The organism is Streptomyces sp. NBC_00316, from assembly GCF_036158715.1.
Classification (GTDB): domain Bacteria; phylum Actinomycetota; class Actinomycetes; order Streptomycetales; family Streptomycetaceae; genus Streptomyces.
Genome location: NZ_CP108023.1, coordinates 1,683,950 through 1,709,251, shown reverse-complemented (window position 1 = coordinate 1,709,251; position 25,302 = coordinate 1,683,950). Strand labels below are relative to the sequence as shown.

Sequence of the window (25,302 nt, the reverse complement as noted above, 5' to 3'; positions counted from 1 at the left end):
GGGGCCGTCGCTGCCCTGTTCCGTCGGCACAGGGCACACCGACGGTGTGGGTGGCGCCGGCGGGCACGCCGACCACGCGTCGGACGGGCGTGGTTGCGGCCGCATGCAGCGTCCCTCATTCCCGGGAGGGCTGAGCCACGTCCGTGGTTCCGCCGGTGGCTGTCCGGTCGGGGGCGGGCGGGGCGGCCGGCTGGACCACCACGGTGAGCAGGGTCGCGGTGAGCGCGCTCGCGACGGCGAGCGTGGCGGCAAGGCGGCGACGGGCCTCTTCGTCGGTACGGCGGTTCGGTCTGCGATGGCGAGGCGGCCTTGAGCAAGCGCTGACCACGGGTTAATGCTGCGACGGGGCTGCGCGATGCCGCCGTGACGCCGCGGGCGGTATCGGCGCACCGGTACCGCCCGCGGCGACGTGCCGGTCAGGGGCGAGGTGTGGCGGACGCGGAAGCTCTCGCCGGCCGTCACGATACAGCGGACCCGCGCTCGCGGACGCGGCTGCTCCGCGGATGTGCGTCGGGAAGATCCCTCAACCCCAGGCCGACGAGGAACAATTCGCCCCGCCGCCCACCCACTGAGACTGTGTCTCGAACCGGGTGCGGGTCGCTGACACACCTCTGATCACGGTCCGTCCGGCGGTCCTCGACACGGTGCCCCGCCCCCGAGGACGCGCCGAACCGCACGGTGACGGGCAAGGCCGACGATGGATCCGGGCAGGGCGGCGGCCACGGCCTGATGGACGGTCACGGCGACGCCGCCCCATGTGCCGGTGCGGCTAAGGTCAGCACTGGCGTAGCGGTGATCGACCGAGGGGGAGCGCGTTGATCGGACGGGCCAATACCGATGCCAGTCAACTTCCAGCGCTTTCCGTGCCGCGGTTCGTCGGGCGGGATCACGAGGTCGCCGCGCTCGGTGGAGCGCTCGGGCAACTGCCTGCCGTGGTCCTGATCGACGGTGAGGCGGGCATCGGCAAGTCCCGGCTGCTGCGCGAGTTCCTGGAGTCCCAGGCCGAGCGCGGGTGTCGCGTGGTGGTCGGGGCGTGCCCGGAGCTGCGCGTGCCGTACACGCTCGGCGCGGTCGTGGATGCTGTGCGCGACGGCGTCGGCAGTGTGTCCGGGCTGCCGCTCAGCGGCCTGGGCGGTGCGCTGCGGCCATTGTTCCCCGAGTGGGCGGCCGACCTGCCTCCAGCGCCGGAACCGCTGGAGGACGCGACCGCGGCCCGGCACCGGCTGTTCCGCGCCTTCGTCGAGGTGTTCAGCCGACTCGACGTGGCGGTGCTGGTACTTGAGGACGTGCACTGGGCGGACGAGGCGACCCTGGAGTTCCTGCTGTTCCTGGTCTCACGCCGACCCCAGCCGGTGAGCGTGGTGGTGACGTACCGGCGGGAGGAGGTGCCGCCCGATTCACTGCTGCTGCGGCTCACCTCCCGGCTGCCCGCCGACGCGCACCTGGTCAGGCTGACACTGAAGCCGCTGGGGATCGGCGAGACCGCCGCGTTCGTCTCCTCGATGCTGGCCGACGACCATGTATCGGCCGAGTTCGCGGCCTTCCTGCATGAACGAACGGAAGGCATACCGCTGGCGGTGGAGGAGTCGGTGCGGTTGATGCACGACCGGGCCGACCTGATTCGCCAGGACGGCGGGTGGGCACGCCGCCGCCTGGACCGCATCGAGGTGCCGCCCACGATCCGCGACGCCATGCTGGAACGCGTCGGGCGGCTCCCGCCCGATACCCGGACCGTCCTGTACGCGGTGTCGGTGATCTCCGGCCCGGCCGACTACATGACCCTCAAAGCGGTGACGGGTCTGTCCGAAGACCGGTTCACCGCGCAGGCGGCCGACGCGCTGGGCTGCGGCCTGCTGCATGAGGCCGGGCCCGGGCAGTGGTCGTTCCGCCATTCCCTCGCCTGTCACGCCGTGTACGAGGCCATCCCGGCTCAGGAACGGCGCGCCATGCATCTGCGTGCCGGCCGGGCGCTGGAGGGCCGGCCACTGCCGCCGGTGGCGCAGTTGGCGAGGCACTTCCGGCTGGCCGGCGACGTCGAGGCGTCGTGCCGGTACACCGAGCAGGCGGCCGACCTCTCCGCGCAGTCCGGTGACGTGGCCACCTCGGCACTGTTGCTGCACAGCCTGGTCACCAGCGTCGCCCTGCCGGCGGAGCGGCTGGTACGGCTGGTGATGAAGATTCAGTTCCAGGCGCTACCCGGCTCCGACCCTTACTCGAAGATCATCGATTCGTTGCAGTCGGCACCGAGGAACCAGGTACTGACGCCGGAGCAGGAGGCACTGGTCCGCTTCCAGATCGGCCGGGTGCTCATGGTGGCGGGAGAAATCGAGGCGGGCCGGCTCGAGATATTGAGGGCCGTGCCCCACCTCGCCCCGGACTCGCCGGAGGCGGCGCGCGCACGCATCCTCCTCGCCCTGCCCCTCGGGAACGCACGGCCGGTCTCGGAGCATCTGCGGTGGCTGCACGAGGCACCCGCGGTGGCACTGTCGATCGCGCCCCATCATCGACTGCTCCTGTCCGTGGAACGCGCCTTCGCGCTGCTCATGCTGGGGGAGGAGGCCGGGTGGACCGCGGCATGGCAGATCCCGGACGAGCCCCCCGATCCACGGGCGGCGTCCATCGTCACAGCAGGCAACACGAATGTCGGCGAGGAGGCGATGCGGTGGGGACGGTACGACGAGGCCAGGGAACGACTGGCCAAGGCCCTGGCACTCGCCGAGCGCTACGAGCTCCTGGACTATTTCGGCAGCATCGCCTCGTCCCAGGCCCACCTCGACTGGTTCACCGGTGCCTGGGCGGGACTTGCCGATCGGGCGGCGCAGCTGGTCAACGATGACGACAGAGTGCGGTTGAAGGACCGTTGCGAGGCAGCCCTCGTGGCGGGCCTGCTGCAGGCCGCCGCCGGAGACCGGGAAGAAGCACGGGAGCGACTGCGCTTCGCAGGGCGTGACGACCAGCAACGCATCGAGGCCGCGGCCGCGCTGGCCCAACTGTGCCTGCGCGACGGCGACATCGACGAGGCGCTCCGCCTCACCGACGGGCCGAGCGAGATCACCGTCGGCAGGGGAATCTGGCCCCGGGCCGTCGAGGTCACCCCGGTCCGGGTCGCGGCTCTGGTGGCCGCAGGTCAGCTCGGCCGCGCCGCCGACCTGGTGACCGCCTTCGAACACGCCCTGGGCGACAAGGACGCTCAGGCGCCGCAGGCGTCCCTGGTGCTGTGCCGCGCCATCCTTGCCGAAGCCGACGGCCGGCTCGCCGACGCAGCGGCGCTGTTCGCCCGGGCGGCCGACGCATGGCTGGCACTGCCGCGCCCGTACGACGCCCTGCTCGCCCGGGAGCACCAGGCCCACTGCCTGCTCGCCGACGGCCGGCACGAGGCCGGTCTGCCCGTACTCTCCGACGTCCTGCGGGCGTTGTCGGACCTCGGCGCCCACAATGACGCCGACCGGGTGGCGCGGTTCCTGAACGGGCGAGGGTGGGACACCCAGGTGGCACGAGGCCGGGGCCGGCCCAGCTACGGCGACCGGCTCTCCCCGCGCGAACTGGCGGTGGCCCGCCTGCTGGTCGGTGGCCGGACGAACCGGGAGATCGCCGGCGTGCTGGTGGTGTCGACGCAGACCGTGGCCAGCCAGTTGAAGTCGGCCATGCGCAAACTGCGTGTGACGTCACGGACCGCGCTCGCGATCAGAGTCGTGGAGTTGGGCCTCACCGGCGAGCAGGGGCAATCGCCGGCGGCAGACGAGTAAATTCCACCGCCGTCAGGCGCGGACGAAGAAAAGCGCCTGCCCGAGCGCGCGAATAAATCCCGCATCTGACCAATCGAGCCGGGACCCGGCTCGATTGCACACTCGTGCCCATGTTGCCCGCAGAACCGCTGACGCCCGAACCGGCAGATGGCCCGGCCGTTTCGGCACGCCGTGCGAAGGACGAACCGGTACCGGCAGGACCGCCGGCCGACCCGGCATATGCCCCGACCACCGAGGACGCGGGTGATACCGCCGTTGTCGGCGAGTACGAACCGCTCTAGCGCGGAGGCCCACGGCCAGACCGTGATCGCCAGTGGCACGAGGCGTTACCCGACCCAGTCCGCTGGAGAGGGCAAGGGGTCCTCGTGCGTACCGGGAATCCGATCGCCGACGTTCTGCACGCCTCCACGTCGAACTTCCCCGATATTCCATGTCATTCACTCACAGGAGACCCATAGATGAGGCGAAGCGCAAGGAAGCGTCTCGGTAGACGCTTGGGCGCGGTGACCGTTGGTCTGACCGTCTTCGGGATGGTCGCGTCGACCACGGCGACACACGCTGCCGAGCCGACCCGGCAGACGCCGCTTTCCGGTGTCGTACAGACGAAGAGCCCGACGGTGATCGCCGACGACGACCTGGCGCGGATCGTCTCCGCGTCCGGCGGGTCCGTCCCGGTGACGCTGATCACCGGCGACAAGGTGCACCTCGGCGTCGACGACGACGGCAAGCCGGTCGTCCGCGACGTCGAGCAGGCGACTCGGCCCGATGGACCCCCGGTCGTGTTCCACACCATCACCCGCCAGGGCAAGGTGTACGTCGTGCCGGACGACGCCCTCGCGCTGGTCGGCAAGGGACTGCTCGACTGGGGGCTCTTCGACCTGAGCCAGCTGGCGACGCTCGTCGCGGCGGGCAAGGGCGACACGGTGCCGGTGCTCGTCACCTATACCGGCACGGCCGGGGCCGACAAGACGCGGAAGGTCGCCGGGGCGTCCGGCGGCAGGGCGCTCCCGAGCATCAACGGCCGCTCGATGAACATCGCCGACGGTGGACGGTGGTGGCAGGAGGTACGGGGCAAGACGGGCTCCACGTCCGCCGCCGCCCGGTCCGCCGGTTCCCTGGCCGGGGTCAAGAAGGTCTGGCTCAACGGCCTGGCCCACGTCGACCTCGAGCAGTCGGTACCGCAGATCGGCGCGCCTGTCGCCTGGGAGCGCGGCTACGACGGTACCGGCGTGAGCGTGGCGGTGCTGGACACCGGTATCGACGCCACCCACCCGGACGTGTCCGGAAGCATCGCCGAACAGGTCGACTTCACCGGCAGTCCCACAGGCGCCAAGGATGGGCACGGACACGGCACCCACGTGGCGGCCACGGTCCTCGGCAGCGGCGCCGCGTCCAAGGGGCTGCGCAAGGGCGTCGCACCCGGCGCCAAGCTGCTGGTCGGCAAGGTCTGCGACGACAACGGGCAGTGCCCCGACGACGGGATCATCGCGGCCATGGACTGGGCCGCCCACTCGGGGGCCAAGGTCGTCAACATGAGCCTCGGCGGTGAGCCCACCGACGGCACCGACCCGATGAGCCAGGCGCTCAACGAGCTCAGCCGCACCACCGGGACCCTGTTCGTGGTCGCGGCCGGCAACTCCGGCTTCGTCTCCCAGAAGGTTGTGTCTCCAGGCTCCGCCGACGACGCCCTGACCGTGGCGGCCGTCGACAAGAACGGCGACATGGCCAGCTTCTCCAACCGCGGACCGCGGATCGGTGACGGCGCCGCCAAGCCGGACATCGCGGCTCCGGGCGTCGGCATTGTCGCGGCACGCGCCGCCGGCACGGCCATGGGCACCGTGGTGGACGAGTACTACACATCGGCCAACGGGACCTCGATGGCCACACCCCACGTGGCCGGCGCCGCGGCCATCGTCGCCCAGCAGCACCCCGAGCTGACCGGTCAGCAGATCAAGGCACTGCTGATGGACACCGCCGGCGACCTGGGGCACGACATGTACGCCCAGGGCACCGGCCTGGTGGACCTGGCGACCGCGACCAATCCGCAGATCGTCCCGAAGGGGACCTTGAACTTCGGCCGCCTGGCGTACCCGCAGTCGGCGGTGACGAAGAAGATCACGTACACCAACCGCAGCGACAAGGCGACCACGTTGCATCTGACGATGCCGGTCTCCTTCGCCGACGGCAAGCCGGCCGCGGCAGGCCTGTTCACCCTCAGCACGGACACGGTGATGGTCCCCGCCAACGGGTCCGCCGAGGTGTCGGTGACGCTCGACAGCAGGGTGCTGGGCACCGACGGGGCCCACGGCGGCTACAACGGGCTGCTGAGCGCCCGTGACGACTCGGGCGCGATACGGCTGAGCTCGACTGTTCACACCTTCGTCGAAGCCCAGAAGTTCCCACTGACGCTGAACGTGATTCCCCCGGCGGGTGCCACCGAAGTCCGTTACGGCGTCGCCACCTTCCTGCCGGTCGACGACCAGGTCCACCTGCACACGGGCCCGGTCAACGAGACCGGCGCGGACACCGTGACCAGGCAGTTCTTCCGCGGCACCTACGCGGTTGACATGCCGGTCAGCTGGCGGGACGCGGCCGGCGAGTGGCAGCAAGCCAACCCGATCGCACCGGAGGTGAGCCTCACCAAGGCGACCACGGTCACGCTGGACCTGCGCAAGGCCAAGCCCCTGCGCGTGCAGTACCCGGAGTCCACCGAAACCTACAACGCGACCGACGTCATCAACCGTGTCTCGGCCACCGGAACGTGGGCGGAGCTCACGAGTCTCGCGGCCGACTACAAGGCCACCGAACCGAACTGGTGGGTGCTGCCCACCGGCAAGGTGAGCATGGGCACCTTCACCCACGACTTCTACAGCTCGCGGACGACTCCCGTCGTCACCATGCGCGCCACCGGCGGCGGCGCCCCCTCCAGCTTGTCCGCCCGCTATGTGACCCCGGACGCGGTGCTGAACGAGACGCAGGGGTGGCTGCGCGACAACGGGGACCCGAGTACTCGTCAAGCCGCGATCCCGGTTCCCCGACTGCCCGTCAAGGGCGACCTGCCGGTGGTCCACGCGGGTACCGGATCCACCGCCGAACTCGCGGACGTCGATGCCCGGGGCAAGCTCGTACTCCTGACGCCGACCGACATCTGTCAGGGCGCCTGCGACTACCCGAAGCTCCGGGACGAGCGGGTGGCAGCCGCTGCCGCCGCTGGTGCTGTCGGCGTGCTCGTCGCGGCACCGGGCCTCACCTCGATGGGAAGCCCCGCGGCGTTCGACCAGTGTGTGGACGGGCCGCAGAGCTGTCCGGCGATCCTGCCGTACGCCGCGCTGCCGATCGTGACCGTGCCCTACGCCGAGGCCGAAGGCCTGATCAGGCGGATCAAGGACGACCGGTCGCATGTCAAGATCAGCCTCGGGGGCAGCGTCGTGCCGAGGGCGTACGCCGCCAGGTACCACGACGACGGGCAGATCCGGCCGAACGCCTACCAGGTCGACAAGGACGATCTCGACCGGGTCGACCTCTCCTTCCATGCTGCACGGCCCGGAGTCGTCCACCAGCTGAGCTGGAGGCAGCAGATTCAGGGCATCACGGCCACGTCACTGGTATCCCTTCCGCACCCGTCCACGCGGCAGACCATGGCCGTCTTCGTCAAGCGGCAGGACAATGCCATCAGTGGCTTCAGGGCCTCCTGGGCCGACCTTGGAGCGGACTCCTTCCTGGCGCACAACCGCTCTGAGTTGAACGACATGGTCCTCACCGGTAGGAACGAGATCCACTGGAACGCGGGGCCGGCCGTACCGGGGGCCGTGCCGCAGGTGCGGACCGAGTCCGGCTTCTCGGTCGGGGCCGGACCGTGCTCGGGCTGCCGGCAGGGCGACACCTTCTACCCCAGCATCTACCTGACGGGCAGCGGCGGCGGCCGCCAAGCGCTGATCGGCATCGTCGACGATGACTTCGTCCAGCACAAGTTCCTCGAAATCCCGACCTGCGCAGCGGCTCCCTCGCCCACCACGCCGAACCTCGACTCCACCTGCGACTTCACACTGCTGAACGCGTCCGGTGACGAGATCGAGCGTCGCACGGAGCACCTCCCCGAAGAGAACCCGGACGCTCTGTGATGGCACTCGAAACAGCTAAGGAGACCGACGCGATGAACACCGGTGTGCCCTCGGTACGGCGCCGCAGAGGGGCCCTCATGGTGCTCGCAGCCGCGGTGATGCTGGCGATCTCCGGCTGCAGGAGCGGTGACCTCGTCTCCTACGACCTTCCGGCGAAGTCGGCCCGGTACACGTTCGAGGCGAAGACCAACGACGTCAAGACGGTGTGGGAGTACACCTCCGCCAAGCCGGCCAAGGGTGACGCCCCGGAGCTGAGCCCGTGCATGGGTGACGTGGTCGGCAGCAACAAGGCGGCGTGCCGGCCGGAGCCGCTGATCTTCCTGCGCTACGACTTCGATCTCGCCCTGGACAACACCGCCGAGGCCGGGGAAACCCACGAGATCACCGTCGTCGGCTACTACCAGGAGCGCCTCACCGCCGTGCCCAAGGTGACCTCCCTGAAGGCGGAGACCAGCTTCGACGGGGGCAGGACCTGGCGCCCGGCGTCCACCAAGGACGCCGGGAAGGGCACCTTCACTGTGAAGATCAAGAACCCTCGACGGGACCAGGCCGCCAAGGGTGTCGGGTTGCGGATCAGTGCGACCGACAGTGAGGGCAACGCCGTAAGGCAGACCCTGCCCACGGCGTACACGCTGCGCTGACGGGTGCCGCCGCAAACGGCGAACCGACCGTGAGGTGACAGGCCGGGGCGAGGCTGAGCTCTCGCCCCGGCCGTCCGCGTTCCCTCGACAGCGGAGGGGCGGTGACCGGGCATGTGCGATGAGTCGGACGGGCTGACGAACGCCCGAGGCGGTCTGCAGTACGCGGGTGCGGGCCATGGATGCCGCGGACGGTACCGGGCCAGGAGAGGGCCCAACGTCGTCCCCGCTACGCTTCGGATGATGGAAACCCGCTCCACGCCTGCTGTGCTGCATCCCCGCGAACGACACATCGTTGCCGCGCTACGCGACGTCGACGGTGCAAACCGGCGCGAGCTGGCCGAACTCACCGGACTGCCGCGCACCACCGTCACCGCCACGGTCGCCTCGCTCATCGCCCGCGGGCTTCTCACCGAAATCACCGAAACCGAAGACTCGGCCGTCACTCGCCGTGCCGGCCGACCCTCACCGACGGTGCGTATCGAATTGGCCACCAAGACCGTCGTTGCTGTGGAGTTCGGCCGCCACCGCCAGTCGGTCACCCTCATGGGCTTCGACGGGCGCGTGCTCAACAGCACCGACATCCAACTCGATCTGACCCAGTCCTTCGAGGCCATAGCCGCCGGCCTCGCCGCCATCGCCGAGACAGCGTCCTCCGCCGCCGACAGGCCCAGCGCGATGGTCGTCTCAGTCGCCATGCCGTTCCGTCGAGGCGCCGGAGCCCCCCAGATCCCCACGTACTCCTCCGGCGAAAAGCCGTTCGCGCGGCCAAGAGCCCAACGACCGTATTGGCTGCTCACTGACCCATCGGCCGCCCTGACCGAGGCACTGGGCATACCCGTCGTGATCGAGAACGACATCAACCTGGCCGCACTCGGCGAAGCAGGCCATGGTGCCGCGCACGGTGCCCATACCGCGGTGTACCTCAGCGTTGTTCCTGGATTCGGCGCGGGCATCATCATCGGCGGACGATTGTTTCGGGGCGCGGGCGGCATCGCCGGAGAACTCGCCCACGTCAGCCTCCGTGAGGACGGCGATCTGTGTGTGTGCGGCAACCGCGGCTGCTACACCACGGCACGCCGTGACGGACCGAGCCTCGCCGACGACTTCGCCACCGCGTTCGGACGCACCGTCCCTCTCGACGAGGTCATCGCCCTGGCCGCAGACGGTGACATGACCGTGCGCCGGTGGCTGACCGACCTCGGCCGCAGCATGGCCGAACCACTCGCCGGATTCGTCACCATGCTCAACCCCGACCTGCTGGTGGTGGACAGCGCCCTCGGGCCGGCCGCTGAGCCCGTCGTCGACGGTCTCCGTGACACCATCGAACGCCGAACCTCCCCCATGACCTACCACGGCCTCGAAATCCTCCCTGGCCGCCTCACGACCACAGCAATTCCTACCGGTGCGGCGGTGCTCGCAGCCCAGGGCTATGTGGATCGCCTCGCTCGGCCTGAGCCCATCGCGCCTTTCGGCCGCCGGCGTGCAATCCGTGAATGGCGATGAGTCATGCCGGACCCCGGGCCGGTGGTCCTTCACGTGCCGGTCGACCGTGAGCTGACAAGGGTGCGGGCCGAGACACATGGATCAGGTAGAAGTGGCACCCAAACGGTATGAGATCCCGGCCTTGGGAAGACGTGACGATGCGGCAGTCATGCAGACCTCATCCCCGGCCTCGCAGTTCGACAGCAGGCCCCCCGCGCTCGCTCGCCGAGCTATGAGGAGCAGGACCGTCACAACAGTTCCGGCCCTCCTCCTCGTAGAGCGGTCGATGCCGACGAGGGCGTCAGCCGACCACCAGGATCACTTCCAGGGTTCGCGGGCCGTGTACGCCCTCGACCCGGTCGAGTTCGATGTCGCTGGTAGCGGACGGGCCGGAGATCCACGTCAGCGGGCGGTCGGGGTCGAGGCGTGGCAGGGCCTGCGGCACGGAGGCGACGATCTGGTCGGCGGCGTGTACGACGCAGACATGCAGGTCGGGGACGAGGGTGAGGGCGCGCCGGCCCTGCCCGGGGCCGGCGTCGAGGATGATGGTGCCGGTCTCGGCGACGGCGAGGGCGCAGCCCGTGACCACGGCGTCGATCGCGTCGAGTTCGTGCGGTGTCAGCGAGCCCCCTGCAGCATGGTCCGGGAGTTGCTTGGCGTCCGATGAGGCCAGCCAGAAGGCGGGCAGGCCCGGAGGGACGGCAACGCTCTTCGCGCCGTGTTCCGCGAGCAGCCGGCCGATCAGGGCCTGGAGTTCGTCCTCGGTGGTGCGGTGGACGACGGCCCGGTAGTCGGCGAGGTTCTCGTGAAGGAGATCGAGGACCGCGGCCGGGTCGTCGGGGGTGTGGCTGGTGAGGTAGTCGCGGGCGATCCCGGTGGTCTCGGCTGCGTTGGACACATCGGTGAGCGCACCGCGCACCCGGGCGAGGATGCGGTCGCGGGAGGAGGACTGTGGGGTCATGAGCGGTTCTTCTTCCACCAGTCGCGGAACGGTTCGGCGGGCATGTCCGGCAGGTCGCGGCTGTCGGTCCACTGCCGGACGCCAGGGCCCGGGAGCCGCTTGGGGTGCAGCCTGCGCGTCCCGGAGGCGAGGCGTTCGCCCGCGGTGAGAGCGGCCGGGTGATCCAGGATCCAGCCCGCGGCCTTGATCGCGGCCTTCTCAAGACGGTGCCCCGGGCCACCCTGGTCCGCGACCTTCTCCCGCAGGTGGACGAGGACCTCGGGGATGTCGATGGCTACCGGGCACACCTCGTAGCATGCGCCGCACAGCGACGAGGCGTAAGGGAGTGAGGCGTCGACCTCGCTTTGCGTGCCTCGGAGTTGGGGAGTGAGGATCGCTCCGATCGGGCCCGGGTAGACAGAGCCGTACGCGTGGCCGCCGGCCCGCTCGTACACCGGGCAGACGTTGAGACACGCCGAGCAGCGGATACAGCGCAGGGCCTGGCGCCCGACCTCGTCGGCGAGCGTGTCGGTGCGGCCGTTGTCGAGCAGGACGAGGTGGAAGGCCTTCGGGCCGTCGGCGTCGGTGGTGCCCGTCCACATGGACGTGTACGGGTTCATGCGCTCGGCCGTCGAGGAGCGGGGGAGCGTCTGGACGAAGACCTCCAGGTCCTGCCAGGTCGGCACGATCTTCTCAATGCCGACGACCGAGATCAGGGTCTCGGGCAGCGTCAGGCACATGCGGCCGTTCCCCTCCGACTCCACGACCACGAGGGTTCCGGTCTCGGCGACCATGAAGTTCGCGCCGGAGATGCCGACCTTCGCGCGCAGGAACTTTTCGCGGAGGTGGAGCCTGGCGGCCTCGGCCAGCTCGGCCGGGGAGTCGGTCAGCCCCTCGGGTGCCGGGCGACCCCACTCGCTCATCTCGCGCGCAAAGATCTCACGGATCTCACCGCGATTGCGGTGGATGGCCGGGACCAGGATGTGCGAAGGACGATCCTTGCCCAGCTGCACGATGAGTTCGGCGAGATCCGTCTCGTAGGCCGCGATGCCCTCCGCCTCCAGCGCCTCGTTGAGGCCGATCTCCTGGGTGGCCATCGACTTGACCTTCACGACCTCCGTCTCCCCGGTCGCCTTGACCAGTTCGGCGACGATCCGGTTGGCCTCGGCCGCGTCAGCCGCCCAGTGCACGGTTCCGCCGGCCGCCGTTACCGACTCCTCCAGCTGCACGAGGTACCGCTCGAGATGACGCAGCGTGTGGTCCTTGATCTGCTTTCCGGCCTCGCGCAGCTGCTCCCAGTCCGCGAGTTCGGCCACCGCCACCGCGCGCTTGTCACGGATCGTGCGTGTGGCGTGCCGCAGATTGCCGCGCAGGGTGGAGTCGCGTACGGCGTCGTGCGCCGCCTTGGGAAACGCAGGCATTCCGACGAAGGTTCCGCTCATGCCAGTGGCTCCTCTTCCGTGCTCGCGAGAATCTCCGCGAGGTGCAGCGCGCGCTGCGGGGCGTCCTGGCGGCGCAGCATGCCGCCGATGTGCATCAGGCAGGAGTTGTCGGCGCCGCACAGCACCTCGGCGCCGGTGGAGACGGCGTTGCGCACCTTGTCGGCGCCCATGACCGCCGACACGTCCGGGTTCTTCACCGCGAAGGTGCCGCCGAATCCGCAGCATTCCTCCGCTCCGGGGAGCTCGACCAGCTCCAGGCCCTTCACTGACTCGAGAAGCCGCCGCGGCCGGTCGCCCAGGCCCAGCATCCGCAACCCATGGCAGGACGGGTGGTACGTGACGCGGTGCGGGAAGTACGCCCCGACATCGATCACACCCAGGACGTCGACCAGGAACTCGGTGAACTCGTACGTCCTGGGCACCAGCGACGAGGCTGCGTCCGCCAGGGCCTCGCCGCGTCCCTCGGCCGCCGCCCTGGCCCCGATCCGTGGGTAGTTGTCGCGCACCATGGCAACACACGACCCGGACGGGGTGACCACGTAGTCGTAACCCTCGAAGGCGCGGGCCGTCCGGCGCACCAGCGGTTCGGTCTCGCGGCGGTAGCCGGTGTTGAACTGAGGCTGCCCGCAGCAGGTCTGAGCCGCTGGGAAGCCCACCTGCACGCCGAGGCGTTCGAGGACCTTGACGGTGGCGATCGCCGTCGACGGGTAGACAGCGTCGTTGACGCAGGTGGCGAAGAGGGCGACGCGCATCACGAGTTCCTTGGAGCGGGGTCGAGGTGGCCGAGGCGAGGGTCGAGGCCGAGCCGGGCGGCTGCCGCGTCCCAGGCTGCCGTGTCACCACGGGGACGGTAATGGCGCAGGTGCTGGGTGGAGGCGATAAGGCTGCGCATCGCCGGCAGATCTCCCACCAGTCCGGCGGCTCTGGCCTGGACGAGGATGTTGCCGAGCGCGGTGGCCTCGGTCGGGCCGGCGATGACGGGCAGTCCGGCGGCGTCGGCGGTGAGCTGGCAGAGCAGGTCGTTGCGCGAACCTCCTCCGACGAGATGGATACGGGTGATGTCGCGGCCGGCGAGTTCGGCGGCCTGACGCAGGGTGCGCCGGTGGGCCAGGGCCAGGCTCTCCAGGATGCAGCGGACCACGGCGCCCTGGCTGTCGGGGACCGGCTGGCCGGTGCGGCGGCAGTACTCCTGAATACGGTCGGGCATGTCACCGGGGGCCAGGAACTCGGGGGCGTCCGGGTCGACCACCGCAGCGAACGGCGTGGCGCGGGCGGCGTCCGCGAGCAGCGTGGGGATGTGCGTGGGCAGCCCTTGCTTGTCCCAGGTGCGTCGGCATTCCTCGAACAGCCACATGCCCATGATGTTGCGCAGGTAGCGGATGGTGCCGTCGATGCCGCGCTCGTTGGTGAAGTTGGCGGCCCGGGATGCCTCCGTCAGGACCGGCGCGTCCAGTTCGAGGCCGGCCAACGACCAGGTACCGCACGAGATGTAGGCGAAGTGCGGCTCGGTGGCCGGGACGGCGACGACGGCGGACGCGGTGTCGTGCGAGGCGACGGTGGTCACAGGGGTGCGGGAGTCCAGACCGGCGTAGGCGGCGACATGGGGGAGAAGGGTCCCGGCCGGGTCGCCCGGGGCACGCAGCGGCGGCAGCAGACCGGTGTCGATTGCGAGCCGGCCGAGGATCTCCTTGGACCAGCTGCCGGTGCGGGCGTCGAAGAGACCGGTGGTGGAGGCGTTGGTCTCCTCGGCACCGATGGATCCGGTCAGCCAGTGGATGAGCAGGTCGGGGAGGAGGAGCAGGGTGCGGGCGGCGCCCAGTTGGGCGCTCGTGGCGGCGGAGGCGAGCTGGAAGACGGTGTTGAACGGCAAGTGCTGCAGGCCCGTGATCCGGTACAGCTCCTCGGGGCCGACCGTGGCCCATACGCGCTCGGCGACGCCGTCGGTTCGGCCGTCTCGGTAGTGATGGGGAGAGCCGAGCAGCGCGCCGTCCGCATCGAGAAGCCCGTAGTCCACGGCCCAGGTGTCCACGCCGACGGAGCTGACTCCACCGGAACGGGCGGCCTCCCGCAGCCCGTCGAGGACGCCCTGGAAGAGGGCCAGGACGTCCCAGCGCAGTCCGTCGGGCAGGCGCACGGGGGTGTTGGGGAAACGGTGGACCTCGGTGAGGTCGAGGTTGTCCGGGCCGACCCGGCCGAGAATCACGCGTCCGCTGGTGGCGCCGAGGTCGACCGCGGCGAACGCGGAGCGAAAGGCCGAGGACGGCGGTGTGGTGGTCACGTGGGGTACCTCCGCGACGAGCGGCTGGTCGGAGAACGAGTAGGAAGGAAGGGAGGTGGACCCTCGGCGAAGACCCCGTGCAAGAGCGCGGGACGGACGCCCTCACGGCACTCCGCCGCGGGCCGGCCGGGGTGCACCTGGGGCCGCCGCGCCGATGCAGCGGGCCCAGGTGCGGTCGGTGGGGCGCGTGTCAGCGCAGGAACGCGGCGGCGACGCCCGCGTCCACGGGGATGTGCAGGCCCGTCGTGTGGGTGAGGTCGCCGCCGGTGAGGGCGAACACCGCGGCCGCCACGTGCTCCGGCAGGACTTCACGCTTGAGGAGGGTGCGCTGAGCGTAGAACTCGCCGAGCTTCTCCTCCTCGATGCCGTACGTCGCGGCACGCTGGGCGCCCCAGCCCGCGGCGAAGATGCCCGAGCCACGGACGACACCATCGGGGTTGACGCCGTTCACGCGGATCCCGTGCTCGCCCAGCTCGGCGGCCAGCAGCCGGACCTGATGGGCCTGGTCGGCCTTGGTGGCGGAGTAGGCGATGTTGTTCGGGCCGGCGAAGACCGCGTTCTTGGAGGCGATATAGACGATGTCGCCGCCGAGTCCCTGCTCGATCATGACCCGGGCGGCCTCGCGCGAGACGAGGAAGGACCCTCGGGCCATGATGTCGTGCTGGAGGTCCCAGTCCTTGGCCGTGGTTTCCAGGAGCGGCTTGGAGATGGAGATCCCGGCGTTGTTGACGACCAGGTCCACCCCGCCGAAGGCGAGGGCGGCGGTCTTGAACGCCTCGGTGATCTCGTCCTCCGAGGTGACGTTCACCGTGACGGCCACCGCCTTGTCGGGGCCTCCCAGCTCCTCGGCGACGGAGACGGCGGTCTCGGCGTTGAGGTCGGCGACGACGACACAGGCGCCCTCGGCGACCAGGCGGTGCGCGATGGCCTTGCCGATGCCGCTTCCCGCGCCCGTGACGAGCGCGATGCGGGTGGCGAGGGGCTTCGGCTCGGGCATCCGCCGGAGCTTGGCCTCCTCGAGCGCCCAGTACTCGATGCGGAACTTCTCCGACTCCTCGATGGGCGCGTAGGCGGAGACGGCCTCGGCGCCGCGCATGACGTTGATGGCGTTGAGGTAGAACTCCCCCGCTACCCGCGCGGTCTGCTTGTCCTTGCCGAAGGAGAACATGCCCACGCCCGGGACGAGCACGATCGCCGGGTCCGCGCCGCGCAGGGCGGGGGAGTCGGCGGTGGCGTGCCGCTCGTAGTAGGCGCGGTACTCGGCGCGGTACTCCTGGTGCAATTCCTTGAGCCGCGCGATCGCCCCGTCCAGCGGAGCGGCGGCGGGCAGGTCCAGGACCAGCGGGCGCACCTTGGTACGCAGGAAGTGGTCGGGGCAGGACGTGCCGAGTGCCGCGAGCCGCGGGTGCTCGGCCCGGGAGATGAAGTCCAGTACGGTCTCGGCGTCGTCGAAGTGCCCGACCTGCGGGCGGTCCTGGGAGGCCAGACCGCGGATCACAGGGGCCAGGGCGGCCGCTCGCTGCCGGCGCTCGGCCTCGCCCAGTGGCTCGTACCCCGCGAGCACCGGACCGAAGGGCTCGGCCTTGCCCTTGTCCGCGAGGTACTCCTCGGCGGAGCGGATGATGAACAGCGAGTTGGCCTCGCACTCCTCGGAGGTGTCGCCCCAGGCGGTGATGCCGTGGCCGCCGAGGATGCAGCCGACTGCCTGCGGGTTGGCCGCCTTGATCGCGGCGATGTCCAGGCCGAGCTGGAAGCCGGGACGGCGCCAGGGCACCCAGACCACCTTGTCGCCGAAGCAGTCGACGGTCAGCTTCTCCCCGTCGGCGGCGCAGGCCAGCGCGATGCCCGAGTCCGGGTGCAGATGGTCCACGTGCGCGGCGTCCACCAGACCATGCATCGCGGTGTCGATGGAGGGGGCCGCTCCGCCCCTGCCGTGCAGGCAGTAGTCGAAGGCGGCGACCATCTCGTCCTCGCGCTCCACCCCCGGATAGACGTCCTTGAGTGAGCGCAGCCGGTCCAGCCGGAGCGCCGCGAGGCCGGACTCGGTGAGCGTGCCGAGGTCGCCGCCCGACCCCTTGACCCACAGAAGCTCGACATCGCCGCCGGTGGCCGGGTCGGTCCCGGTGCCCTTCGCGGAGGTGTTGCCACCCGCGTAGTTGGTGTTGCGCGGGTCGGAGCCGAGCCGGCGGGAACGTGTGATCAGCGCGGAGGCCGTGGTGTGCGTGGCGGAGGACATGACCGGATTCCTTCGGGATGTGTGAGGTGCGGTACTTCGTGGGGCGGTGGAGGTACGGGCGGGCCGGGCCGCTAGGACTGCCAGGCTGCCGGAGAGCTCCTAGGCGCCCCAGCCGGCCTGCTCGCCGCCGACGCGGTCGGCGACGATCCGCTCCTGCCAGCCGGAGTTCCGGTAGGCGGCGACCGGGTCGGGGGCGAGACCCTGCTCCTCGCGGAGCTCGCGCAGGAGGGGGCGTACGTCGGTGTTGTAGGCGTCCATCAGCGTCTCGTTGGCGGCCAGCACGTCACCGGCCCGCTGGGCTGCGGTCAGCGCGTCGAGGTCGACGAGCAGGGCCTTGGCGGTGGACTCCTGGACGTTCATCACCGAGCGGATGACGGCCGGGATCTTCGCCTCGATGTTGTGGCACTGGTCCAGCATGAACGCCACGTTCGTCTCCGGCTTCAGGCCGCCGTTCTTGGCGACCTCGTGCATGATCCGGAACAGCTGGAAGGGGTCTGCGGAGCCGACCATCAGGTCGTCGTCCGCGTAGAAGCGTGAGTTGAAGTCGAAACCGCCGAGCTTCCCCTCACGCAGCAGCAGCGCGACGATGAACTCGATGTTGGTACCCGGCGCGTGATGTCCGGTGTCCACGACCACCTGCGCCTTCGGTCCCAGCTTGAGGCAGTGCGCGTACGACGTGCCCCAGTCCGGCACGTCCGTCGCGTAGAAGGCGGGCTCGAAGAACTTGTACTCGAGCAGCATGCGCTGCCCCTCACCGAGGCGTTCGTACACCTCGGCCAGCGCCTCGGCCAGCCGGTCCTGGCGGGCGACGATGTCGTCCTGACCGGGATAGTTGGTGCCGTCCGCGAACCAGAGCTTCAGATCCGTGGAACCGGTCGCGTCCATGATGTCGACGCACTCCAGCAGATGGTCCACGGCCTTGCGGCGGACCTTCGCGTCCGGATGACACACGCTGCCCAGCTTGTAGTCGTCGTCCTGGAACGTGTTGGAGTTGACCGCCCCCAGCTCCAGGGAGCGCTCCTTCGCGTACGTCGCCAAGGCCGCGTAGTCGTCGACCCGATCCCACGGGATGTGCAGTGACACCTTCGGTGCAACCCCGGTGAATTCCTGGACCTTGGCCGCGTCGTCGAGCTTCTCGTACGGGGTCCGTGGCACACCCGCCTGCGCGAACACCTTGAACCGAGTGCCGGAGTTGCCGTAGCCCCAGGACGGTGTCTCGATCCGCTGGTTGGCGAGTGCGGCCTTCACCGCAGCGATGTCAGGCATGTCCACCTCGGGGGATGCGTGGGCGGCCCGAGGAGGACCGCCGCCGAAAAACCATTCAATGAATCGATTCATCGCAGAAGTTAGCTGCATGCAAGACGGCCGTCAAGGTTTCCAGACAGCCGACCGGCGCGTTACCGGATCGTGTCATCGGGTAGGCGCGACCTGCACCCGAAGCCCTCACCACCGCAGTTCAGGGCTGATCCCCGGCGTTTCCCGCAAGCTCACCGCAATTTCGGGGTGTCCGGTCGAGAAGACCTCTTGACGCTTCCGGCGGGGCAGGGCTAGCTTCCCCGGCAACCCCACTGAAACATTTCATGTCGAGCGCTCTGCTCGGCACAAGCACGGGAGAACACCCATGACGCACCCCGAACCGGAGACGACTCCGGTGCTCGCGCTGGAGGGGGTGAGTAAGTCCTTCGGCGCCGTCCGGGCCCTGCGCGGCGTGTCGCTGCGTCTGTACGCCGGTGAGGCCCACGCCCTGGCCGGCGAGAACGGTGCAGGCAAGTCGACCCTGATCAAGACTCTCGCAGGTGTGTACCGCCCCGATGCGGGCGCAGTCCTGCTCGACGGCGAGCCTGTCGACTTCCATGGCCCGGCAGGCGCCCGCGACGCCGGTGTCGCCGTGATCTACCAGGAGCCGACCCTCTTCCCTGATCTGTCCGTGGCGGAGAACATCTTCGTGGGTCGCCAGCCCCGCCGCTCCCTTGGCCGGGTGGACCACCGAGCGGTCAGGCGGGCCGCGGCCGATCTCTTCGGTCGCCTCGGTGTCGACCTCGACCCCGACCAGCCGGCGCGCGGGCTTTCCATCGCCGACCAGCAGTTGGTCGAGATCGCCAAGGCGCTCTCCTTCGACGCCCGCGTCCTGATCATGGACGAGCCGACGGCTGCGCTCACCGGCAGCGAGGTCGCCCGCTTGTTCGGCGTTGTCAAGACGCTGCGCGAGCAGGGCGCGGCGGTGCTGTTCATCTCGCATCGCCTGGAGGAGATCTTTGCGCTCTGTCAGCGCGTCACCACTCTGCGCGACGGTTCCTTGATCTCCAGCGAGCCCCTCGACGGCCTGAGCGAGGACGACCTCGTGCGCCGCATGGTCGGCCGCGACCTGGACGAGCTGTACCCCAAGCAGGAAACCGAGATCGGCGAAGTGGCCCTCAGTGTGCGCCGGCTGACCAGGGAGGGCGTCTTCACGGACGTCTCCTTCGAGGTCCGCCGCGGTGAGATCGTCGGCCTCGCGGGGCTGGTCGGAGCGGGTCGCAGCGAGGTGGCCCGCGCGGTGTTCGGTGTCGACCGGTTCGACGGCGGCGAGGTCGAGGTCCTCGGCCGGAAACTGCGCCCGGGGGCACCGAGTGTGGCGATGGCCGCGGGCCTCGCCCTCGTACCCGAGGACCGCCGTGCCCAGGGCCTGGTGATGGACATGTCCATCGAGCGGAACATCGGCCTCACCGGCTTCGCCACGACCACCCGTGCCGGGCTGATGAACCGCGGCGCCGAGCGCAACCGGGCGGTGGACTGGGCGGTCAAACTTCAGGTCAAGTACGCCCGCCTCGCCGACGTCGTCGGCACGCTCTCCGGCGGCAACCAGCAGAAGGTCGTCCTTGCCAAGTGGCTGGCCACCGCCCCGCAGGTGCTGATCGTGGACGAGCCGACCCGTGGAATCGACGTCGGCACCAAGGCCGAGGTGCACCGCCTCCTGTCCTCACTGGCCGCGCAGGGCGTGGCGGTACTGATGATCTCCTCCGACCTCCCGGAGATCCTCGGCATGGCCGACCGGGTCCTGGTGATGCACGAAGGACGGCTGACCGCCGAGATCCCCCGGTCCGAGGCGACCGAGGAGACCGTGATGGCGGCGGCGACCGGCCGTGCCGACCGAGGAAGGAACGCGGCATGACCATGACTGCAGACCCGGTGCGGCACGAGCCCGCACCCGAGTCCGTCGCCTCGCGACGGCTCGTCGACAAGGTGTTCAAGGCCCGCGAACTGGCCGTGGTCCTCGTTCTTGCTCTGATGCTCGGCGCGACTCAGCTGTCGAACACCGAGTTCCTGTCCGAGCAGGGCATCAAGGACCTGATGCTGAACGCGACCATCCTGGTCCTCGTCGCGGTCGGCCAGGCGGTGGTGGTGATCACCCGCAACGTGGACCTTTCGGTCGGCTCCGTCCTCGGTATCTCCGCCTTCGCCGCCGGCGTCTACCTCCAGGACGGCGGCAACCCGCTCGTCGCGGTCCTGCTCGCGACCGCCCTCGGCGCGGTCTTCGGCGTCCTCAACGGAGCCCTGGTGAGCCTGGGCAAGGTACCCGCGCTCGTCGTCACCCTGGGCACGCTCTACATCGTCCGCGGCATCGACTCCATCTGGGTCGGCTCCCGGCAGATCACCGCTGACGCCCTGCCCAAGAGCTTCGTCGACTTCGGGCACGACGGGATCTCGGTACTGCCCTACCTTGCCCTGCTCGCCCTCGCCGTACTGGCCGCGGTCGCCTACTACCTGCGCAGCTACCACAGCGGACGCGACCTCTACGCGCTCGGCTCCAGCCCCGAGGCCGCCCGGCTCGCAGGCGTCCCGGTCCGGGCACGGATCATGACGGCGTATGTCCTCTGCGGCGCCCTCGCCGGCCTCGCCGGCGCTCTCTACCTCGCCCGCTTCGGCAACGTGGACTCCGCCACCGGCAACGGATTCGAACTCACCGTGGTCAGCGCCGTCGTCGTCGGCGGTGTCGCCTTCACCGGCGGCTCCGGCACCGTCTACGGCGCCGCCCTCGGCGCCCTCCTGCTCACCTCCATCAACAGCGTGCTCCCGGCCATCGGCGTCAGCTCCGTCTGGGTCACCGCGATCAACGGCTTCCTGCTGCTGCTCGCCATCGCCGCCGACCGGATCCTGGCCCTGCGGGTGGCCGCAGGGCTGCGCAAGAAGGCCGCACAGATGAGGAGCGCCCGACATGCCTGACACCACCAAGACCCCGTCCCTCGCCACTCGGACCCCGGCCCTCGCCCGCCTCGGGGGAGCGGTCCGCTGGGACACCGCGGTCGGTGCCCTCCTGCTCACGCTCCTGATCTGCTCGTTCTCCTTCGTCGACAACTTCGGCAACGCGCTGAATCTGTCGTTCCTGATCGGCAACACCCTGCCGATCGCCCTGATCGCTCTGCCCATGACCATGCTCGTGGTCTCCGGCGAGGTCGACCTGTCCGTCGGCTCCACGGCAGGCCTGTCCGGAGCCGTGATGGGTGCGCTGTGGAACGCCGGCATGACGATCGAGACGATCATCCCGCTGTGCCTGCTGCTCGGCGTGGTCTGCGGTCTGATCAACGGATTGCTCGTCACTCGCCTCGGCCTGCCCTCGCTCGCCGTCACCATCGGCACCATGGCGGCCTACCGCGGCATCGCGCAGATCGTCCTCGGCTCCGACTCGGTCACCGACTTCCCCACCCAGTACCTCGACTTCGGCGCCGGCCGGATCGGTGACACCTTCATCCCGTACGCCGCCATCCCCTTCACGGTGCTGCTTGCCGCGGCCGTCGTGGTCCTGCACGCCACACCGACCGGCCGCTCCCTGTTCGCCACCGGCGCCAGCGAGGACGCAGCCCGGTTCGCGGGCATCCGCGTCAAGCGGCTCAAGCTCTCCATGTTCGTGACCACCGGTGTGATCTCCGCGCTCACCGGCGTCTTCTGGGCCCTCCACTACGCCAGCGCCCGCTACGACAACGCCACCGGCCTCGAACTCTCCGTCATCGCCGCGGTACTGCTCGGCGGCATCGACTTCGACGGCGGCAAGGGGACCCTGGGCGGCGCCGTCGCCGGCGTGCTGCTGCTCGGCACCCTGCAGAACGTCATGAGCCTGGTCAACGTCTCCGCCCAGTCCCAGATCGTGGTCACCGGCGTCCTGCTGGTGATCTCCGTCCTCGCCCCCCGCGTCGGCCGCCAGGTCGCCCAGGCCCGGGCTCGCAGGAGAACCGCGACCGCGGCCCCCTCACCATCGGCCGCAACCCCCTGACCCCTCTCGCACCCCACGCTCCCCAGCATCACCACGGGGCTGCACACCACCCCGCACCCTCTTCGTCACCGTTCGGGCGTCCGCCCGGCAGTCCCTGCCGCTCGCGGCAGCGAAAGGAAACCCATATGTACGGCACCACCGTCAGAAACGGCCGACTGACAGCGGCCCTCGCCGTCACCGCCGTCCTCGCCCTCGGCGTCACCGCCTGCTCGGGCACCACCAAGGACTCCGCGAGCAAGGAGGCCGGCCCGGCCGCCACCGGCAAGGCCGACCCGAACAAGGCCACGAAGAAGGGGCTCACGGTCGCCTTCCTGCCCAAGCAGGTCAACAACCCCTACTTCACGACCTCGGACACAGGCGGCAAGAAGGCCGTGGAGGAGCTCGGCTCCACGTACAAGGAGGTCGGCACCAGCAGTGGCACCGACACCTCCGGGCAGGTCTCCTACGTCAACACGCTCACCCAGCAGCAGGTCGACGCCATCGCCGTCTCCGCCCAGGACCCGGGCGCCCTGTGCACGGCTCTGAAGCAGGCCATGAAGAACGGCGTCAGCGTCGTCACCTACGACTCCGACACCCAGGCCGACTGCCGCCAGGCCTTCGTCTCCCAGGCCAGCGCAGAGGACCTCGGCCGCACCCAGGTTCAGCTGCTGGCGAAGCAGATCGGCGGCAAGGGCGAGATCGCGATCCTCTCGGCGGCCCAGACGGCCACCAACCAGAACACCTGGATCGACTTCATGAAGGACGAGCTGAAGAAGCCCGAGTACAAGGACATCAAGCTCGTCAAGACCGCCTACGGCGACGACGACGCCCAGAAGTCCTTCCAGCAGACCCAGGGTCTGCTCCAGGAACACCCCAACCTGAAGGGGATCATCTCGCCGACCACCGTCGGCATCAAGGCGGCCGCCCAGTACCTGTCCGGCTCCAAGTACAAGGGCAAGGTCAAGCTGACCGGCCTGGGCACCCCGAACGACATGCGCGCCTACGTCAAGGACGGCACCGTCGAGGGCTTCGAGCTGTGGGACCCGGCCAAGCTCGGCGCACTCGCCGCCCACACGGCCGTCGCCCTGGAGTCCGGCCAGATCACCGGCGCCGAGGGGGAGACCTTCAAGGCCGGCGACCTGGGCTCGTTCACGATCGGCAAGGACGGGGTCGTCTCGCTCGGCAAGCCGACCGTCTTCGACAAGGCCAACATCGATCAGTTCAAGTTCTGAGCGTCGCTTGAGCCGCGGGGCCGCCGCCGGTGTGGCGGCCCCACCCCATCCGAGAGAGGCGACACCATGCAGCGCGTCTGCTTCCTGTTGAAGGTCCGGGCCGAGCGGATCGAGGAGTACCGCGAGCGCCACCAGCACATATGGGCCGAGATGCAGGCCGCACTCACCGAAGCGGGATGGCACAACTATTCGCTGTTCCTGCGCGAGGACGGGCTGCTCGTCGGCTATCTGGAGACGCCGGACTTCGACCGGGCCCGCGCAGCCATGGAAGCCACCGAGGTGAACGCCCGCTGGCAGGCCGAGATGGCGGAGTTCTTCGAGGAACTCGACGGGCGGGCACCAGACGCCGCCATGAGCCCGCTCACGGAGGTCTACCATCTCGCCTGACCAGGTAGGCCGACTGCGTAGGATAAAGGCCGCAGGCGTTACCTCGCTCGGAGGAGGAGTCCCGACAGGAGAGACCAGGTGCGACAGATGACGAGTACAGCACGGACGGTGAGCATCAAGGACGTGGCACGCGAGGCGGGCGTCTCCGTGGGCACCGTCTCCAACGTCATCAACCAGCCGGAGCGCGTCTCGGTGGAAACCCGGCAAAAGGTGCAGAGGGTGATCTCGGGCCTGGGTTACGTGCGCAGCGAACACGCCCGTCAACTACGTGCCGGCCACAGCCGGATGATGGCGCTGCTCGTCCTGGACATGGGTAACCCGTTCTTCGTCGACATCGCCCGCGGGGCCGAACGCGCCGCCCGGGCCGCCGGGCTGGGCGTCATGGTCTGCAACAGTGGCCAGAACCCCCAGGACGAAGCCGACTACCTCGCCCTCTTCGTCGAACAGCGCGTCCGCGGAGTCCTGGTCACCCCCGCCGACCCCGGCGGACGCAACCTTCGGGAATTCCGTCGCCACGGCATTCCCTTCGTCCTCGTGGACCGCGTGGCGGGGGACGACGACGGGTGCTCGGTCTCCGTCGACGACGTCGTCGGCGGCGCCCTGGCAATCCGCCACCTGACCGCGGCGGGTCACCGCACCCTCGCCTACGTCAGCGGACCGGGGCACCTGACGCAGGTCCAGGACCGGCGCGCAGGTGCCCTGGCTGCGCTGACCGAGGCCGGCCTCCCTCCCGAGGCGCTGCAGGAGATTCCGGCCGCAAGTCTCGACGTCGCGGCAGGACGCGACGCGGGGGCCCGGCTCCTCGGCCTGGCGCAGCGTCCCACTGGCATCTTCTGCGCCAACGACCTATTGGCTCTCGGCGTATTGCAGTCCCTGTACACGGCCGGCGTCCGTGTCCCCGACGACATGGCCATCGTCGGCTACGACGACATCGAGTTCGCCGCGGCGGCCACGGTACCCCTCACGTCGGTGCGCCAGCCTGCCCTCACCATCGGAGCCAAAGCCACCGAGCTGCTGCTCCGGGAAACAGGCGAGGGCTCACACGACCACCGGCACGAACACGTCATCCTCCAGCCGGAACTGGTCGTACGTCAGTCCAGTCTCACTCTGCGCTGAGCACCGCGACATAGGCGTTCCGGTAGCGGGAGGTCCACTCCGCTCCACGGTGCGCACGCCCGGGGGCGCCTACTGCAGAGCCGGTCCCTGATACAGGTCAACGTCAGGGCGATGGCCCCGACCAGACCCGGTCAGAAGATCCCAACAAGCACGCTCATGGGATATCGAGGGACAGGCTTGAAACGTTTCACCGCTTGAAGAGAGGAGGTCGTTCCACCGCGACATCGCGGTGGAAGTGGCAGTCGGTTCCGGACGCCACCTCGTTCACGCTGCATACCGAGACGCACGGCGCGACGAGTGGCACCATCACCCTCCTCGTCGCTGGGGGAGACCGCCGGCAGGGTCAACGGCCGCACCGTGTGCAACCGAAACGCGTACAGCGCCGGCCAGGGCCACACCGGGAGCTGCTGTGCCCGACCCACCCTTGTCGGCGGCAGGTACGACGGCACCGTCA

The 25,302-nt window shown here is 69.7% G+C and carries 18 protein-coding genes; 11 read left to right on the top strand and 7 right to left on the bottom strand.

Features of this window, described 5'->3' with window-relative positions:
• Positions 1-115 precede the first annotated feature (115 nt).
• A complete protein-coding gene (locus tag OG878_RS07530; RefSeq protein WP_328886052.1) occupies positions 116-328 on the bottom strand; it encodes a hypothetical protein in 213 nt (70 codons plus the stop codon).
• A gap of 535 nt (positions 329-863) precedes the next feature.
• Between OG878_RS07530 and OG878_RS07525 the strand changes: the two genes are divergently transcribed.
• The 5 genes from OG878_RS07525 to OG878_RS07505 all read left to right on the top strand — a co-directional run bounded on the left by OG878_RS07525 (position 864) and on the right by OG878_RS07505 (position 10,011).
• Positions 864-3,746 carry an ATP-binding protein gene (locus tag OG878_RS07525; protein WP_328886051.1) on the top strand — a complete coding sequence of 961 codons (2,883 nt, stop codon included), beginning with the start codon at positions 864-866 and terminating at the stop codon, positions 3,744-3,746.
• 110 nt (positions 3,747-3,856) lie between these two features.
• The gene (locus OG878_RS07520; RefSeq protein ID WP_328886050.1) at positions 3,857-4,027 is read left to right on the top strand and encodes a hypothetical protein; all 171 of its coding nucleotides are present in this window, start codon (positions 3,857-3,859) and stop codon (positions 4,025-4,027) included.
• A gap of 222 nt (positions 4,028-4,249) precedes the next feature.
• The gene (locus OG878_RS07515) at positions 4,250-7,867 is read left to right on the top strand and encodes a S8 family peptidase (RefSeq protein WP_328886049.1); all 3,618 of its coding nucleotides are present in this window, start codon (positions 4,250-4,252) and stop codon (positions 7,865-7,867) included.
• A gap of 32 nt (positions 7,868-7,899) precedes the next feature.
• Positions 7,900-8,508: a hypothetical protein gene (locus OG878_RS07510; RefSeq protein ID WP_328886048.1), complete on the top strand. Its 609-nt coding sequence runs from the start codon at positions 7,900-7,902 to the stop codon at positions 8,506-8,508.
• A gap of 240 nt (positions 8,509-8,748) precedes the next feature.
• Positions 8,749-10,011, top strand: coding sequence for an ROK family transcriptional regulator (locus OG878_RS07505; protein ID WP_328886047.1), 1,263 nt, complete (start codon positions 8,749-8,751; stop codon positions 10,009-10,011).
• A gap of 280 nt (positions 10,012-10,291) precedes the next feature.
• Here the strand turns inward: OG878_RS07505 and OG878_RS07500 are convergent, their stop codons facing one another.
• The 6 genes from OG878_RS07500 to rhaI form a co-directional block, all read right to left on the bottom strand.
• Positions 10,292-10,951 carry a LutC/YkgG family protein gene (locus tag OG878_RS07500; protein ID WP_328886046.1) on the bottom strand — a complete coding sequence of 220 codons (660 nt, stop codon included), beginning with the start codon at positions 10,949-10,951 and terminating at the stop codon, positions 10,292-10,294.
• A complete protein-coding gene (locus OG878_RS07495) occupies positions 10,948-12,372 on the bottom strand; it encodes a LutB/LldF family L-lactate oxidation iron-sulfur protein (protein ID WP_328886045.1) in 1,425 nt (474 codons plus the stop codon). The genes OG878_RS07500 and OG878_RS07495 overlap by 4 nt, the downstream gene beginning before the upstream one ends.
• Positions 12,369-13,124: a (Fe-S)-binding protein gene (locus OG878_RS07490; protein ID WP_328886044.1), complete on the bottom strand. Its 756-nt coding sequence runs from the start codon at positions 13,122-13,124 to the stop codon at positions 12,369-12,371. The genes OG878_RS07495 and OG878_RS07490 overlap by 4 nt, the downstream gene beginning before the upstream one ends.
• Positions 13,124-14,650, bottom strand: a complete 1,527-nt coding sequence (locus tag OG878_RS07485; RefSeq protein WP_328886043.1) for a rhamnulokinase — start codon at positions 14,648-14,650, stop codon at positions 13,124-13,126. Before OG878_RS07485 ends, OG878_RS07490 begins: the two co-directional genes overlap by 1 nt.
• 190 nt (positions 14,651-14,840) lie before the next feature.
• Positions 14,841-16,886 (bottom strand): bifunctional aldolase/short-chain dehydrogenase, encoded by a 2,046-nt coding sequence (locus tag OG878_RS07480; RefSeq protein WP_328886042.1) that lies wholly within the window; start codon positions 16,884-16,886, stop codon positions 14,841-14,843.
• 99 nt (positions 16,887-16,985) lie between these two features.
• Positions 16,986-18,152 (bottom strand): L-rhamnose isomerase, encoded by a 1,167-nt coding sequence (gene rhaI, locus OG878_RS07475; RefSeq protein ID WP_328886041.1) that lies wholly within the window; start codon positions 18,150-18,152, stop codon positions 16,986-16,988.
• A gap of 355 nt (positions 18,153-18,507) precedes the next feature.
• Here rhaI and OG878_RS07470 point away from each other — a divergent pair, with 355 nt between their 5' ends.
• From OG878_RS07470 to OG878_RS07445, 6 genes are all read left to right on the top strand, one after another.
• Positions 18,508-20,037 (top strand): sugar ABC transporter ATP-binding protein, encoded by a 1,530-nt coding sequence (locus OG878_RS07470; RefSeq protein ID WP_328886040.1) that lies wholly within the window; start codon positions 18,508-18,510, stop codon positions 20,035-20,037.
• Positions 20,034-21,089 carry an ABC transporter permease gene (locus OG878_RS07465; protein ID WP_328886039.1) on the top strand — a complete coding sequence of 352 codons (1,056 nt, stop codon included), beginning with the start codon at positions 20,034-20,036 and terminating at the stop codon, positions 21,087-21,089. The genes OG878_RS07470 and OG878_RS07465 overlap by 4 nt, the downstream gene beginning before the upstream one ends.
• Complete coding sequence (locus OG878_RS07460; RefSeq protein WP_328886038.1) at positions 21,082-22,134, top strand: ABC transporter permease; 1,053 nt, start codon at positions 21,082-21,084, stop codon at positions 22,132-22,134. Before OG878_RS07465 ends, OG878_RS07460 begins: the two co-directional genes overlap by 8 nt.
• A 125-nt stretch (positions 22,135-22,259) precedes the next feature.
• Entirely contained in the window at positions 22,260-23,345 is a 1,086-nt protein-coding gene (gene rhaS / locus OG878_RS07455; RefSeq protein ID WP_328886037.1) for a rhamnose ABC transporter substrate-binding protein, read from the top strand.
• 66 nt (positions 23,346-23,411) lie between these two features.
• On the top strand, positions 23,412-23,732 hold the full coding sequence (locus OG878_RS07450; RefSeq protein WP_328886036.1) for an L-rhamnose mutarotase: 321 nt from the start codon (positions 23,412-23,414) through the stop codon (positions 23,730-23,732).
• 87 nt (positions 23,733-23,819) lie between these two features.
• Positions 23,820-24,848, top strand: a complete 1,029-nt coding sequence (locus OG878_RS07445) for a LacI family DNA-binding transcriptional regulator (RefSeq protein WP_328886035.1) — start codon at positions 23,820-23,822, stop codon at positions 24,846-24,848.
• The last annotated feature ends 454 nt before the right edge of the window (positions 24,849-25,302 follow it).